The sequence below is a fragment of the Fibrobacter sp. genome (assembly GCF_017551775.1).
Taxonomy (GTDB): Bacteria; Fibrobacterota; Fibrobacteria; order Fibrobacterales; family Fibrobacteraceae; genus Fibrobacter.
On record NZ_JAFZKX010000083.1, the window covers coordinates 1 to 15,272 of the forward strand.

General features: G+C 51.9%; 12 protein-coding genes. 6 read left to right on the plus strand and 6 right to left on the minus strand.

Annotated elements, in window-relative coordinates:
• Nucleotides 1–1,158: nucleoside recognition domain-containing protein (locus IK012_RS10065; protein ID WP_290953915.1), on the plus strand; the 1,158-nt coding region annotated here is incomplete at its 5' end.
• Here the strand turns inward: IK012_RS10065 and IK012_RS10070 are convergent.
• From IK012_RS10070 to IK012_RS10085, 4 genes are read right to left on the minus strand one after another with little or no spacing between them, the layout of a single operon-like run.
• Entirely contained in the window at nucleotides 1,155–2,387 is a 1,233-nt protein-coding gene (locus tag IK012_RS10070; protein WP_290953919.1) for a hypothetical protein, read from the minus strand. The genes IK012_RS10065 and IK012_RS10070 overlap by 4 nt on opposite strands.
• Nucleotides 2,388–2,395: 8 nt before the next feature.
• Complete coding sequence (locus IK012_RS10075) at nucleotides 2,396–3,925, minus strand: MBOAT family protein (protein ID WP_290953922.1); 1,530 nt, start codon at nucleotides 3,923–3,925, stop codon at nucleotides 2,396–2,398.
• The gene (locus tag IK012_RS10080; RefSeq protein ID WP_290953925.1) at nucleotides 3,897–4,895 is read right to left on the minus strand and encodes a calcium/sodium antiporter; all 999 of its coding nucleotides are present in this window, start codon (nucleotides 4,893–4,895) and stop codon (nucleotides 3,897–3,899) included. Before IK012_RS10080 ends, IK012_RS10075 begins: the two co-directional genes overlap by 29 nt.
• 3 nt (nucleotides 4,896–4,898) lie before the next feature.
• Nucleotides 4,899–5,954: a porin family protein gene (locus IK012_RS10085; protein WP_290953928.1), complete on the minus strand. Its 1,056-nt coding sequence runs from the start codon at nucleotides 5,952–5,954 to the stop codon at nucleotides 4,899–4,901.
• A 153-nt stretch (nucleotides 5,955–6,107) separates the two neighbouring features.
• Here IK012_RS10085 and IK012_RS10090 point away from each other — a divergent pair, with 153 nt between their 5' ends.
• The 4 genes from IK012_RS10090 (at nucleotide 6,108) to IK012_RS10105 (ending at nucleotide 9,937) form a co-directional block, all read left to right on the plus strand.
• Nucleotides 6,108–7,574 (plus strand): M17 family metallopeptidase, encoded by a 1,467-nt coding sequence (locus IK012_RS10090; RefSeq protein WP_290953930.1) that lies wholly within the window; start codon nucleotides 6,108–6,110, stop codon nucleotides 7,572–7,574.
• 161 nt (nucleotides 7,575–7,735) lie between these two features.
• The gene (locus IK012_RS10095; RefSeq protein WP_290954038.1) at nucleotides 7,736–8,491 is read left to right on the plus strand and encodes an alpha/beta fold hydrolase; all 756 of its coding nucleotides are present in this window, start codon (nucleotides 7,736–7,738) and stop codon (nucleotides 8,489–8,491) included.
• Nucleotides 8,491–9,687 carry a beta-ketoacyl synthase gene (locus IK012_RS10100; protein ID WP_290953933.1) on the plus strand — a complete coding sequence of 399 codons (1,197 nt, stop codon included), beginning with the start codon at nucleotides 8,491–8,493 and terminating at the stop codon, nucleotides 9,685–9,687. Before IK012_RS10095 ends, IK012_RS10100 begins: the two co-directional genes overlap by 1 nt.
• A gap of 31 nt (nucleotides 9,688–9,718) precedes the next feature.
• A complete protein-coding gene (locus IK012_RS10105) occupies nucleotides 9,719–9,937 on the plus strand; it encodes a hypothetical protein (RefSeq protein WP_290953936.1) in 219 nt (72 codons plus the stop codon).
• Nucleotides 9,938–10,034: 97 nt separating this feature from the next.
• Here the strand turns inward: IK012_RS10105 and IK012_RS10110 are convergent, their stop codons facing one another.
• A complete protein-coding gene (locus IK012_RS10110) occupies nucleotides 10,035–11,267 on the minus strand; it encodes a hypothetical protein (protein ID WP_290953940.1) in 1,233 nt (410 codons plus the stop codon).
• A 95-nt stretch (nucleotides 11,268–11,362) separates the two neighbouring features.
• Here IK012_RS10110 and leuB point away from each other — a divergent pair, with 95 nt between their 5' ends.
• Nucleotides 11,363–12,454, plus strand: coding sequence for a 3-isopropylmalate dehydrogenase (gene leuB / locus IK012_RS10115; RefSeq protein ID WP_072978351.1), 1,092 nt, complete (start codon nucleotides 11,363–11,365; stop codon nucleotides 12,452–12,454).
• Nucleotides 12,455–12,530: 76 nt separating this feature from the next.
• Here the strand turns inward: leuB and IK012_RS10120 are convergent, their stop codons facing one another.
• Nucleotides 12,531–14,807 (minus strand): MAC/perforin domain-containing protein, encoded by a 2,277-nt coding sequence (locus IK012_RS10120; RefSeq protein WP_290953945.1) that lies wholly within the window; start codon nucleotides 14,805–14,807, stop codon nucleotides 12,531–12,533.
• Between the last annotated feature and the right edge of the window lie 465 nt (nucleotides 14,808–15,272).

Here is a 15,272-nt window from a genome sequence, read left to right on the forward strand (position 1 = left end):
ATCTTCAACAAGGCTATCCTCGGCGCGTTCGACATGTCGAAAACCGCGTTCGAAATCGCCCTCGGCCTCACGGGCATTCTCTCCCTCTGGCTCGGCATCATGAAGATTGGCGAAAAGGCGGGCGCCGTGCAGATTCTCGCAAAAATCGTCTCCCCGCTGTTCAGCCGCCTGTTCCCTGAAATCCCGAAGGACCATCCCGTAGTCGGCACGATGCTCATGAACATCAGCGCGAACATGCTCGGGCTCGACAATGCCGCCACCCCGATGGGCCTGCAGGCGATGAAGCAGTTGCAGGACTTGAACCCGAACGAAGACAAAACTGTCGCCAGCAACTCGCAAATCATGTTCCTCGTGCTGAACGCGAGCGGACTCACGCTCATCCCGGTGAGCATCATGACATACCGCGCCCAGATGGGGGCAGCGAACCCGAGCGACATCTTCTTGCCCATTCTCCTTTCCACGTTCTTCAGCACCATGGCGGGCATCTTCGCCCTCAGCTTTTTCCAGAAGGTCAAGCTTAAAGACCCGGTAACGGTCGCATGGCTCGGCGGGCTTTCGGCCTGCGTCATCGCCATCATGTTCTACTTCAGCCACCTCACCGCCGAAGCCATCGGTACCACGAGCCTCTTCATCAGCGGCATCGTGCTGTTCAGCATCATCGTCGCGTTCCTCGGGCTCGCGGTGTACAAGAAGGTTCAGGCCTACGAAGCGTTTGTCGAAGGCGCGAAGGACGGCTTCCATACCGCCGTGATGATCATCCCGAACCTCGTCGCCATCCTCGTGGGTGTCGCCGTATTCCGCGCGAGCGGTGCCATGGATTTGCTCATGAACGGCATCTCGTGGGTGCTCGGGCTGTTCGGGGTCGGAAACGACGTGGTTCCCGCGCTCCCCACCGCATTCATGAAGCCCTTGAGCGGAAGCGGTGCCCGCGGCATGATGATCGACGCCATGAAGGCTCTCGGTCCCGACAGTTTTGCCGGCCGACTCAGCTGCATGTTCCAGGGCGCCGCCGACACCACGTTCTACATCATCGCGGTTTACTTCGGTTCTGTGGGTGTGAAGAAGACACGCCACGCCGTCACCTGCGCACTCATCGCCGACGCCGTGGGCGTGATTGCAGCGATTGCGATTGCTTACCTGTTCTTCCCGCCTACTTAATCTCGAGAGGTGGCGTCCACAGCCTGCACATATTGCCTGTAGATGCGAGGAACCACACGCAAACGCCGATGATCATCCGGCAAGAATGGCTCGGGTTTCTTAATCATCCGTACTAGCTTTTCCGCGATAGCCTCGCTCGCCGCGGCATGCGCTTTTCCGTTCCAGTGGGAATCAGTCCTCCAGAAAATCTCTTCCGGAACCCCCTTAAGATTCCTGCGGCGAATTTTGGAAAAATGGTCTTCCAGATTGACATATCGAATGTCATTTAGGAGAAAACTATCAAAAAAGCCGTTATACCGGATATTGAATCCATCGACCCATTGCGAATTCCTGTTCGGAGGCATAACGAACAATATACGCGCCCCGAAAGTCCATGCCAGTGAATCGAGTTGCCGGAGGTTCTTCACGAGAGCTGCATTTTCCGACGCATATTCCGGACCAACACCAACCACGACGGTATCCGGAGAAAACAGGAGGTGGTCCGCGACCTTCGACATTGCCGGCAGGGGTTGTATCGTGCCGTCATACGCCTTTATCATTGGGCGACGCCAGACCTTCGCATCGGGATGCCTGTCCCTATAGAGCGCATAACGCCAGGTATCGGTCAACTCACGAATTTCGGCCACCGGCGGGAAGCGGCGCATCTTGAAATCGACCGCACCCGGAGCCTCGAGGAAGGCGCGACGGCGGATGCGCTTGATCTTCGAGGCGAGGCCACGGCCCTCGTTCCAGGGAGCGACATCGCCATAGTTGTAGACGGCATTTTCGCCGAAGTTCGCATACACGTTCCTCTCGACGCATTCCACGACGATGACCTTCGGAACAGGCTTCCCTTCCTTGGCGCGGGCAGCGGCAAGTGCAAAGAGCGATTTCGGGGAGCCCTGCAGGTCGACGTAGTCCACCGCAGAAACCTTCCCGATTCCCGCTGTAGAAAGCTTATCCGAAACTTCTTCGGGCAGTGGCTTGTGGCCGAACTGCACGCGGCTGAAGCTATCGCCCAACCACCAGACGATTGCCGAATCGAGCGACGCCGTATGCACGCTTTCGTCGGGGCGGTACGGCTTATCGACAACTTCTTCGTACTGCTTGACGGAGGTGAGCCTGAAGAGGTCTCCCCTGCCGGTGAACCACTGCGGGAACGCTCCGCTAAAGAACAGCGCGAGCATCGCGATGGAAAGCAGACCAAGTCCGCGAACACACCAGAGAGCGATTTTAGTCTTCGTATCCATCGTCGCTCCTAGAACTGGAAGTAAATGAACCCTTGCCCGCTAAAGCGGCCGAGGAAAATGATTGCCAACAGATAGACAAGGCACCAGGTCCAACGCCATGCTCCCGGTTCGTCACCTACGATGGCACCACGCGTACCGCCACGGGTAATAACCGCCCGCGCCCCCCAAATCGAAAGTCCCACGGAGCAACTGACCAGCACGGCACGGGGCACGGCAACACCGTCCCAAATTGCGTTGCGGAACGCATCCACCACGTCACCGAACGAACCGAAGTTAAAGAGTGCCGCCATGTAGTTCAGCCACGACGCGAAATCCGGAGCACGGAACAACGTGAAGAACAGCACAACCAAAGTAAATGTCTTTATGCGACCAAGCCACGGGTGCTTTACCGGAAGCTTGCGCCAGGGCCTTTCGAGCACGTAGGCGACGCCATGGCACACGCCCCATGCCACGAACGTCCATGCGGCACCATGCCAGAGCCCGCTCAAGAAAAACACGATAAGCACGTTCACGATAGCGCGCGGACGACCCTTGCGCGAACCGCCCAGGCTAAAGTACACGTATTCGCGGAACCAGCTCGTGAGCGAAATATGCCAGCGTTTCCAGAAGTCGTAGATGCTTGTCGCGAGCAGGGGCGCATTGAAGTTTTCCATAAGGCGCACGCCAAAAATCCGCGCGATACCGATGGCGATATCCGAATAGCCCGAGAAATCGAAGTATATCTGGAACGTGAAGCACACGCCCGCAATGGCAAGGTCGAGCGGCGACATCTGCATGGCATACCCGGCAGCGACCTGGTTGAACACCGCATCCACAAATACACCCAGGTGGTCCGCCAGCACGGCCTTCTTGAAGAAACCCTGCAATATGCGGAACATGCCCGCCTGCAAATCCGCCACATCAAAGCGATGTTCGAGCGCAAGTTGCGGCATCAGGTGCGGAGCGCGTTCAATCGGGCCCGCTACCAACTGCGGGAAGAACGTCACGTACAGTGCGTACTGCGCGATGTTCCTACACGCGGGTATCTTCCCGCGATAAACGTCAATCACGTAACTCAGACTCTGGAACGTGTAGAACGAAATGCCCATCGGGAGCAGCAGCTTGGGCAAGTTCAAAGGCATCCCCATCCACGGGGCGACAATCGCGTTCCACGTTTCCTCAAAGAATCCCAGATACTTGAACGCAAACAGGAGTCCGAGGTCAAAGCAGAGAGAAATTACAAGTGCGATGCGCCGTTTAATGTTCGCTTTAACATTCGCGCCGGGCGTATCATCAACAGGGCCGAACCTCTCGATGAACCGCGCCATCGTGAAGTCCACGCCAATTGTAGCAAGGATAAGCGCGAGGTATTCGGGGCGCCACACCGCATAAAAATAGAGGCTCGCCACCAGGATAAGGATGCGGCGGAATTTTCCGCCCCATGCATTCTCCTTGCCGACGGGAACAGCATAATACAGCCCTACGACGGCTATGGCAAAAAGGATAAAGAACCAGGAATGGAAAAGCACGCTACCCCAGGATTCCGGTCGCCTGCGCAATCAAGAAACCGATATAGCCCACGTACGCCACGAGGAAGACGGAGCCTTCAATACGGTTGATTCTCCCCACGCGACGGCCATCCGCATCGACACGGCTCTTGCGCACAGGGAGTCCGAAAAGCAGGAGGAATATGGTCAAGGTAGCCATCACCGGGAAATCGCGGCTAAGGACGGACGCGTTGAAGGAATGCATCGGAGAAATCGTAGCCGCAATGCCAACTACGGCAAGCGTATTGAAAAGATTGGATCCAATAATGTTTCCGAACGCCAGGTCATCTTCCCCCTTGCGGGCGGCAGCGATAGAACTGGCGAGTTCCGGCAGCGAGGTCCCGACGGCGACAATGGTAAGCCCGATAAGCAAATCGCTCACACCGAGCGCACGGGCGATTTCCACAGCGCCCCACACGAGAGCACGCGAACTTGCCACCAGGAGCACAAGCCCGAGCAAAAGCCACAGGAGCGATTTACCGAGCGAAGGCTTTCCCTGATCATCCGCATCAACAGTTCCGTCGGCAGACTTGCGCCTCATCTCGTTCCAGATGCTGAGGCCCATCACGACGGCGAACAGGACCAGCAGGATGACGCCGTCCAGTCGGTCGACAGAACCATTCAACATCAGGATAAACGAAACCGCGGTCACGGCCAGGAGAACCGGGAGATCCCGGAACAGGGCCTTACGAACAACGACGACCGGGGAAACGATCGCCGTCATGCCGAGAATCAAAGCTATGTTCGCTATGTTGCTGCCATAGGCATTACCGAGAGCCAGTTCGGGAGCGTTCTGCATCGCAGACAGGGCCGAAACCACCATCTCCGGAGCCGACGTTCCAAAACCGACGACTACCATGCCGATAAGGAGCGTGCTCATGCCGCAGAAACGCGCGACACCGACAGCTCCGTCGACAAACTTGTCCGCACTCCAAACTAGAACCCCCAGCCCCAGAAGTACAGCAACAATAGGTAGGATCATAGATTACAGTGCGTAGAAGGAGAACCCGAGAAGCAGGGTGCTAGAAGAAAGTTCATTGATGCGCCATCCGCCAACCTCGTCATAGTAGTTCGAGAAACCGTATTCGTAGCGGAGATCGAACGACATGTAGCGATTAGCCTTGATGGTGAACCCGAGCAGAAGCGAGAAGTCGGCAGAATTGCGGTAGTCCGCGGCAATCATGTCGTGACTGTCCTTGTAGGGTTCCTTTTTATTCGTTTCGCTGTTGTACTTTTCGAAGGAATACCTGAATTCGTCACGCACGGGAATAGACACCTGCGCACCGAAATCAACCGTGAAGCTGGCATAGGGCGACTTCAGCAAGAAAAGCATCGGCACGGAGATGCGGTCAGCCTTGAACTTGAGACGAGCCTCCTTTTCCATGTTCGTTCCATACATGTAGGAACCGGTCGCATCGGAGTGGTCATAGAGGGCGCCAATCTTGAAGCCCATCATGTACTCGTTCAGCGGGAACAAAGCGAAGGCACCGACCTTCCAGGCGACACCGCTGTAAGATTCGTCGAAATCCCAGTCGTCATCAGAAAGCGTGTTCATGCCGATGAACCCCTGCACACCGAAGGTGAACTTCATCGGGACAGGTTCGCTGCTCGGGCGATATTCGGCCTTCTTGGGCGCCGGCGCCGGCTTGCGAACTACGACAGGAGCCGGATTGCCATAGACCTCTCCGGTAGAGGGGTCAACGCCGCGAACGGCCACAGGAGCAGGCATGCTACCATAAAGGTCGGATTCGACAACCGGTGCGGGCTGAGCCGCAACAGGTTCAGCAACGGCAGCCGGTTCAGCAGGAACATCCTCCGCGACAGGCGCAGATTCCGCTGCAGGCTGCTCGACGGGGGCAGCGACAACGTCGCTCGTGGCCGGAGCGGAAGCTTCGGCGGCAGGAGCCGGTTCAGCAGGAGCCTCTGCAGCTACTGCGGGTGCTTCGGCGGGCTGAGCCGCCGGTGCTGTGGCGGGAGCCTGCGCAAATGCGAGCGCCGCCGATACCATAACAATCCCAAGTGTTGCCACTTTTTTGTTCATATAACCCTCCGTTTGGATATTCATTTATCATTATAGCAAAAAAAAGCCGAAAAGCATCATTCTTTTTTCAAAAAATCAATTTTTTCGAAGACGCAAAAGGCAAGGCCACGCCCGGAGGGCCGTTGTAAGCAAAAAATTGCTATTATTTTAAACATGAATCTCAATATTTGCATCAAGGAATCCGGCAAGGCGAACGCCTATGCCCTATTTTTCGTAAAAAAGTCCATCCAGTTTTCGAACATTCTCACCGAAGTCGGTGAAAAGCAGGCAGAATCGGTACTCGACGGCATGCAGGACGGCCCCTTCGAAGACCTCGAATACCTCGAAATTGACGACAAGCCGACTATTTTCGTAGACGCCGCCAAGGAACGCGGTCTCTCGAACCTCGACCACCTGCGAATGGCAGGCTACCGCCTCGCCCAGAAGGCGATGAAAAAGCAGATCAGCTGCGTGAGCCTGATGCTCGCCGACTGCGCCGAAGAACAGTTCAAGGCCATCCTCCACGGGCTCCACTACGCCGAATACAAGTTCGACGCCTACAAGACCAAGCAGAAGCCGAACTTCCAGGTCACCTACGAGATTGTCGCGGGCGAACGCGCGGCCGCATTCAAGCAAATCGCCGAAGATGTCGCCGTCGAAAACAAGGCGGTCGTCCTCGCGAAGAACCTCATCAACACCTGCGCCGCCGACCTCTACCCCGCCGAATTCGTCGAAAACGCGAAGACCATCGCGAAGTACACGCCGGGCCTTTCCATCAAGGTGCGCGACATGAAGCAGCTCGAAAAGGAAGGCTTCATGGGCCACGTAACCGTCGGCAAGGGCAGCTCGCACGAGCCGTACATGATTACGCTCGACTACAAGCCCGCCAAGCGCACGTCCAAGGACCACCTCGTCATCGTCGGCAAGGGCCTCACGTTCGATACCGGCGGCCTCTGCCTCAAGCCGCCCAAATCCATGCCCGAAATGATCAGCGACATGAGCGGTGCCGCCACCGCGCTCGCCGCCATCCAGGCCATCGCGACTCTCAAACTTCCCGTCCACGTGAGCGCCGTCTGCTGCCTCGCCGAGAACGCCATCGGAAACAAGTCCGTACTGCCGGGCGACATTTTCAAGGCCAAGAACGGCAAGACCGTCATGGTCGACAACACCGACGCCGAAGGCCGCCTGGTGCTCAGCGACGGACTTGCCGAAGCGGGCGAAATCGGGGCAACGCACATCGTCGACATCGCCACCCTCACGGGAGCCATGGTCCGCGCGCTCGGCTATGCCATCACCGGATTCTTCAGCAACGACGACGACCTCGCTCTCAAAGTCATTAACTGCGGTGAAGCCTGCTGCGAAAAATTCTGGAGCATGCCGCTCGAAGAAGAATACGCCGATGCGCTCAAGGACAAGTTCGCCGACCTCAAGAACACGGGCAGCGACGCTGGCGCCATCGCCGCAGCGCTTTTCTTGCAGGAATTCGTCCCCGAGAATACCGCCTGGGCCCACTGGGACATCGCGGGCACGGCCTTCACGACAAAGAAGTGGAAGTACACCGAATATGGAGCCACCGGTTTCGGCGTGCAGACCCTCATTGAACTCGTGCGTGAAATGGCAAGCGAACCTCAGGGCGAATAACCCTCGGCATCCTTACATCAAGGCAGTTTACCTGCCCCGAGAAAAGGCTTTTACAACAAACGTAAAGGCTTTTTTATACCCTGTATGTAAATTCCAAGACAAATTTATAAAAAATTACAATAAACTTATAAATTTATTGCACATTTTTATTATCTTTGCGTGTGCTTGACCACATCCACAACGCACCCGATAGGAGTTTCCGCTTGAAACTTTTCTGCTTTCCACACGCTGGAGGCTTTTCTTTGTATTATGCCTTCCTGCGCAAGTACGAATACAGACACCTCGATAAAATTCTCGTTTTCGATTACCCCCGCAACAATTTCACATTCAACGGAACACCGGACGATTTTCAGCAATACGTCGATGCGGCCATAAACTACATCCAAGGCAACAAGGAAGAAGACGAACCGTTTTTACTATTCGGGCACAGCATGGGCGCATATATCGCCTGCGAGGCCGGACTTGCGATGCAGAACAAGTACGGGAAAGCACCCTTGGGCGTTGTCGTATCGGGCCAGAACCCGCCCTACTCCGTAACGCTCGGCAAGCACCAGGAAATGCCTACGGACCTGTACGCCTTCGCGAAGCGCTTGGGCGGCGTGCCGCAAAAGATTCTCGACAACAAGCAGATGTGCGAGAAGCTCTACAGGTTCGCGGAAGCCGACATGAAGGCCGTGGCCACGTACAAGCCAACGCTTGCCTCCGGCGACGAGCGGCTCGCATGCGGTATGCTGCTGCACGGAGCAGATGATTTCATAGTCGATCCCGCTTATTACTGCCATTGGGACAAGACTTTCCGCAAGATTTTCATGGACAAGGTGTTTACGGGCGATCACTTCTACTTCAACAATCACCGCGACGAAATCGCCCCCCTGTTGGACAATTTCGCCGAAGTACTGTCAAAGGAGACAAAATAATGCGCAGGGTGGTTATTACAGGAATTGCGCCTATAGTCGCGATGGGTGCCGGGCAGGAGTTTTTCGACAAGCTCATGGCCATGGAACCGGTCATCATGCCGACTGACGAGAGCTACTGCAACGGAGCAAATACCTCCAAGTGGTACGTGCCCTACCCGGAAATAGACCTCACGCCGTACAAAGCGCAACTCCGCCAGATGCTGCTGCTCGCCTCCCGCAACGCGATAACGGCGGCGGTCGCCTCGCTCATGGCTGCCGAAGACGCGGGAATCCAGAAATTCGACCCCGATACGGCAGTATTCTTCGGCGGAAGCACGATGGATGCCGAAGACCTGTACGCCGCATACAACACGACAACGTCAGGCCGCCGCATGCACCCGTCATCGAACCCGAAGACCATGGCAAACGCCGTGCCGGCGTGGATTTCGATCCTGTTCGGAATCCACGGGCGGTCGCAAATCATCGCGACCGCGTGCGCGTCCGGTACGGACGCGATCGGCGCGGCGTACGAGCATATCTGCATGGGCAAGAGCAAGATGGCCATCTGCGGCGGCGCCGACCGCATGAACTGCTCATCGCAAATGATATTCCGCTCATTCGACGTGCTCGGGGCGCTGACTCGTTCACCCGACGGTCTCCCCCGCCCGTTCTCCGATGAACGCAGCGGCTTCTTGTTCTGCGAAGGCGGCGCATGCACGCTTATCCTTGAGGAATACGAATCCGCGAAGGCCAGGGGCGCAAAGATTTACGCCGAGATTACCGACTTCCGCGCCTGCTGCGACGCATTCCATATCGTGAAGATGCCGGACTACCCCGAGCAAGTCATCTCGATGCTCAAGGAGATGGCGAAAGGGAAAAAACTGGACTACTACAACGCGCACGGGACGGCGACAACGGTCAACGACCAGATGGAAGCGACAGCACTCCGCGAAGTTTTCGGCTCCGAACTCGACAGCATTATCATCAATGCGACAAAGAGCATGACGGGGCACGCCATCGGCACCTCGGGCGCCCTGGAAGCCGCCGTAACGGCGTATTCCATCAAGAACGGAATCGTTCACGGCAATCTCGTCGGAACCCCGATGGAGGGGCTAAACCTGCCCAAGCAAACCCAAAATCGTGAAATCAACTGTGCCATCAGCACATCGTTCGGATTCGGCGGGCACAATTCCGCCCTGATGCTCGAAAAAGTTTAACGCCGGCACACGGCAAAACATAGGAAACAACATGACTCTCGCAGATTTTAACGCCCTTCTCGAAGAACACAATATCAAGCCCGAAGTAGAACCGCAGGAAAACGTGCCTGTCGTGGACCTCGGCATCGATTCTTTTGAAATCCTGATGGTTCTCGGAGACCTCGAAAGCGCCGCAGGCACGTCGCTCGACCTTTCGCTCGATGCCACCGTCGGAGACGTTCTTCAAAAGATGACCGCCGCCGGGAAATAAGCGGCAGCGCATCTACATTTTCACCCGAACAATTTACCGGCCATCGGCATAGCCGATGGTGCGGCTTTTTTGTCAGTTTAACGTTTGAAAATCAAATTCATTCTGGTTTCGGAACTATATTATGCTTTCTTTCGGAACCAAGAAACGTTCCGTCTTTTTTGTACAACATCCCATCACTGCTCGGCATTATATCTCCATGCGACAGTTCTTCTTTTGCCGCATATAAATCCTTAGTGCTAAAGCGATACAAAGCCATTCTAGAATCTACAGCGTAACACAAATCCATCGCTCCGGCACATGTATGTTTTACATTTTTTTCTTCAAGCATTTTACAGAACTTCTCTAATTCTTCATTTTTCTCCCTCACTAGCGCATACAATTCACAGCAATGAATTCCGTCCTGGGATTTGCAAAAATGCTTGCTAGTCATTCCATCATAAGCAAAAGCTTTCATTGTTAGACTTTTTTGGTAAGTAACAGCAATTAAAGTATCCCCATAATTCTCAACTGTTTTCTTCACAATATCACGCTCCTTTGGGGACAATCCGCAGGGAACCGCAAAACCATTTTCATAACACATTTCAAAGGAAATCAAGGAATCAACCTCATTTCCCCAATAGAAGTGCTTAAGACTCCTTTCAAAAATAGAGGCCAGCAGTAAAGCCATTTCAAAATCATTGGCGAAATTATTTTCATCGATGCCAACATAGTAACGTTCCGGCACCCAAGTCGAGCCTTCTTCTTCTAGGAATCGCTCTATTGAAAACTTCTTGGATACAACCACTTGAGCATAAAGATGATCGCAAGTCTTTCCTTCTTTTGAAGCACAGGTCGCTTCAAGAGAACCATCCTCATTAAGAATTATTTTTGACATTGTCGGAAAGTCTTCAATGACAGATTGCGCATAGCTTATGGATTGCAGTTTAAAACGAAGTCCCTTCAGAGAGTCTTCACCATTCATTTTCTTCACCACATTCACAAGCAGTGCAGAATCCAAGGAACACGGATGCCGAGTTATGACTCCATCAACATCTGAAAAGCAAACCTTATAAGAACATTGCTGTTTTGCACTATCAGGTGCATTTTGCACAAGCTTTAACTTCGAACTAATAGCTTCTAATTCATTAACAGACCGAGCCATTCTGTCATCAAAAAACTTTTTAAAAAGAGCCGAATCTAAAATGCTATAAGTCGTAACGGAAACAGGCTTCGCGGGGGGCGTATTTTTCGCAACCATTGCGGCAGACAATTCCGCCGTCGTCACCTTTTGGTCTATAGCTTCGTCTTTTGGGCCACAGCCAACCAAAACCATCAGAACACCAAGAATCAACACTCTAAAAAACACTCCAAACCTCACGGAAAAGCCTTAGGCATCCCACAATTTACTATTTTTGTTCCGTTCAAAATTTAAACCAAGGACTCAAAATGAGCAAGAATTACAAGATTGCAGTGCTTCCGGGCGACGGTATCGGTCCCGAAGTGATGAAAGAAGCTGTCCGCGTGCTGGACGTGGTTTCCAAGAAGTTCGGTTTCGACGTGAACGCCGAATGGGCAAACGTCGGTGGCGCCGCCTACGACGAAAGCGGTTCTCCGCTGCCGGAAAGCACCCTCAAGCTGGGTGAAGCTTCTGACTGTATTCTTTTCGGTTCCGTGGGCGGCCCGAAGTGGGAACACCTCCCCCCGAACCTGCAGCCGGAACGCGGCGCTCTCCTCCCGCTCCGTAAGCACTTCAAGCTTTTCTGCAACCTCCGCCCGGCCCGCGTTTACAAGGAACTCGCCGGTGCTTGCCCGCTCCGCGCCGATATCGTGGGCGACGGCTTCAACATCCTTACCGTCCGCGAACTGACGGGTGACGTTTACTTTGGCCAGCCGAAGGGCCGCGAAGGCGTTCCGGGCTCCAAGGAAGAAATCGGTTTCGACACCATGAAGTACAGCCGCTACGAAGTCGAACGCATTGCCCGCTTCGCTTTCGATGCCGCCATGCTCCGCAACAAGAAGGTTGCCTCCATCGACAAGGCCAACGTGCTCACCACCAGCGTGCTCTGGCGTGAAGTCGTGAACGAAGTCATCAAGGACTACCCGGAACTGACTCTCGAACACCTCTACGTGGACAACGCCGCTATGCAGCTTCTGAAGCGCCCGCGTGAATTCGACGTGCTGCTCTGCCCGAACCTCTTCGGTGACATCCTCACCGACGAATGCGCAATGCTCACCGGTTCCATGGGCCTCCTCCCGTCCGCTTCTATCGCCGAAGGCTCCTTCGGTCTGTACGAACCGGCCGGTGGTTCCGCTCCGGATATCGCTGGCAAGGGCATCGCTAACCCGCTCGCCCAGATTCTCTCCGTGGCCCTCATGCTCCGCTACACCTTCAAGGAAGAAGAAGCGGCCAAGGCCATCGAAGCGGCTTGCGAAAAGGTCATCGCCCAGGGCTTCCGCACTGGTGATATCTACCAGGAAGGCTGCACCAAGGTCGGCACGACCGGCATGGGTGACGCGATCATAGCCGCTCTCGGCTAATCGCTAGTCACAGCAAAAAAAAAGGAACCACCAGCCATAGCTGGTGGTTTTTCGTTCATATTACCCAACAACAGAATTATCGCTTATAATAGATAACAGGAACACAGAACTTTGCCGAGATCTTCAAATTGGGCCGGTCATCATCAGCAGGTCCATCTATCTTGACAAGCACACGACTGCTCTTGGTATCGACATACGGGCAGCTTTCAAGTTGTTCCGTAATGTCTATCCAGCCATGGACATACCCTATATAAGAAAAAACAGCCGATTCATAGGGCTTCACATCAGGGGAAACGGCATATTTATAAGAATAGTCGCAAGGCATTTCAATCACCTTGGACATTTGCAAGAAGGTAGCATTACCGCCCTGCATATAGCCTTCCGACACCTTGTAGCGAACAGCGACAGCAACTTTTCCGCCATCAATATTTATCGGCGTAAACATCAACTGGAACTGAGAAAGTGCTCCATCCTCAGTATAAACATCGAAATCGCCACGAAGACCGATCACATCTTTTTCCGAACCTTGAAGAACCGAATGACAAGAAAGCGTCTTTTCACCCATCGGAACAATAGAAGAACCACGATTCTTTAGATAAGTCATCCAAGCATCCCTAATCTGTTTCGCCCTTGTACTATTGGGAACAAGCATGTAAATGGGGATAAGCGTATCCTTGACAAAGTCGCACCACACCCAGCTATTGGATTCATCCAGAGAATCAGCCCATTTTCCCGAAAACTCACGATTTCCTCTTAAAAACTGGGCCAAATACATTTCGTCGCCACCGCAACCAGAAATCGATATTTGGGTAGATTCATTTTCTTCGTTCACATCTGCAGAAGTCGTCTCTGTATATTTCAGCGATGCATTTCCTCCGATTTTAGAAGAACTCCCCCCCGACATATTCCCGCCATTCGATTGACTAGACGATGATTTTCCATTACCCACAAGGTAATTGTTAATCGTGCAATCAATGAAATTGTTGTTTGAAATAGTCATCACAGCATCACTAGCCTTTGCCGCATTAGACTGAGGGACAGGATTTCCATGCAATTTACCAGCCGAATCATACGAAACGCTTGATGCCGTTGCAAACGTTTCCGAATGCGAATGTTTTGCAACGGACTGCAAGTAGCTCATGGCATAGTTCACACGAGCCCCAAGAACAGCCCCCAAAATCACGTGCGTTCCATATAACGAAATAATTCTATCTGCAGAGAGAGTATCAAGATCTCTTTTAAACTTATCCGTTAAGAACGGCATCAAATATCCTAATTCCTGATAGCCGTCAATTCTGTAAGTACTCTTTTTCATCGTTATTTTTGTAGACGCGACACGAGTAGTACTCTTACTATAATCGCTATCCTTAACAGTCTTTGAAGTCTCGTTTTTGAACGTTACACCAAACATCGAAACAGAAGCGCTAGCCCCGATTTCTTTGTCATAACTTGTAGAAACCTCCTTTGTATTTGATCCAGAAAAATGCGAGGACGTTATAGATGAATTATCATTCCTTTCAACACGCTTATGCGTTTTAAGAGCATCAAGATCAAGAACAGGCTGTTTCACATAGTCTATAGAAGCATATTCGCCTGTAATGTCATATCCACATCCCAATACAGAATAGGCTTTATCATCAATTTCCTTAACTTTGCGAACAGTACCATCAGTTTGTTTTCTAGATACCTTCTCCATTACGAATGAGGGTAATATTTCGTCTGTTTCATCACGTTCTTCAGTCACCTGAATCCAGAATTCAACTTTACCTCTTATGCCAATATTGCCGCCTTTAATCAATTCTTTATCGGCATCATCAACTTTAAATTCCAAGCTAGATGCCGGCATCCATGACTGACTTTTATTTACAGATGGATAAGACGAGGAATCAAACCGATTCCACCTATGGTTGACGCCAAATAAAGAACCCTTATAAACAGCTTTTTTCGGCTTTATAGAAAAATCCCAGCTACGAGATTTTGTCACGTTTCCATCAGTAGTCGAACCAAAGAATTCTCCCAAATCGATATCTTCGTATGCAGTAAAATAAAGTTTGTCTCGATCAGGCAAATTCGTCGTTTCAAAACTAGATTCCCAAACATAATAGGTTACATTCAAACGAGCGATTTTATCATTCAATTTAACAAGTTCAGCTTCTAGCTGGACAATTGTCTTGCCCCCATTAACCGTATAAATATCGCCATCACCACGATTGCTGAACTTTTTCACAGAAGCAAGAGAAGCGGCCCCTGTAAAATGGAAATCACTTTCTTGAATGCCGTTGAATCGTTCATTCCCCCTGAAATCAAATGGTTTAGAAACCAAAATGTAATTGCTGGTAGATGTTTTAGACACAAGAACTCCTTGTTTTATATGTTAATATAAAGTAATTGTTATATAAAAATTACTTAAGTGCTACGAATATATTTTATTTTATATACAAAAACAAGTTTATTTTTATAAACAAATTACCAAACATAATAACACCATTCATCCAATTTCGTGTACAAAGTAATAAAAATCAATTCAAGAAATTAATTGATAAGTTCTTATCCCAATTCATTTTACGCACAAAGCAGTTCGAAAAAATACAATTCGTTTCCACCACAAAAAAAATAACATGTCCATCAAAAAAATGAGGTATTCTTTCACACCAGCATAATCCGAAAATTTATTTTTATAAATTACGTTGTTTATACAAATTACGTTGTTTTCACATACACTTATCACTAAAGACGCATTCTCGTCATGTAGGAAATTCTGTCATTTCGACCATTTTCAAGAACCACCAGCCCTGCTAATGGTCTTCAGTTCATACGA

Excerpts from the sequence above, each read along its gene's own strand:
- IK012_RS10070 (WP_290953919.1), bottom strand. The coding sequence starts at position 2,387 with ATGGATACGAAGACTAAAATCGCTCTCTGGTGTGTTCGCGGACTTGGT.
- IK012_RS10100 (WP_290953933.1), top strand. The coding sequence starts at position 8,491 with ATGCGCAGGGTGGTTATTACAGGAATTGCGCCTATAGTCGCGATGGGT.
- IK012_RS10090 (WP_290953930.1), top strand. The coding sequence starts at position 6,108 with ATGAATCTCAATATTTGCATCAAGGAATCCGGCAAGGCGAACGCCTAT.
- IK012_RS10080 (WP_290953925.1), bottom strand. The coding sequence starts at position 4,895 with ATGATCCTACCTATTGTTGCTGTACTTCTGGGGCTGGGGGTTCTAGTT.
- leuB (WP_072978351.1), top strand. The coding sequence starts at position 11,363 with ATGAGCAAGAATTACAAGATTGCAGTGCTTCCGGGCGACGGTATCGGT.
- IK012_RS10105 (WP_290953936.1), top strand. The coding sequence starts at position 9,719 with ATGACTCTCGCAGATTTTAACGCCCTTCTCGAAGAACACAATATCAAG.
- IK012_RS10085 (WP_290953928.1), bottom strand. The coding sequence starts at position 5,954 with ATGAACAAAAAAGTGGCAACACTTGGGATTGTTATGGTATCGGCGGCG.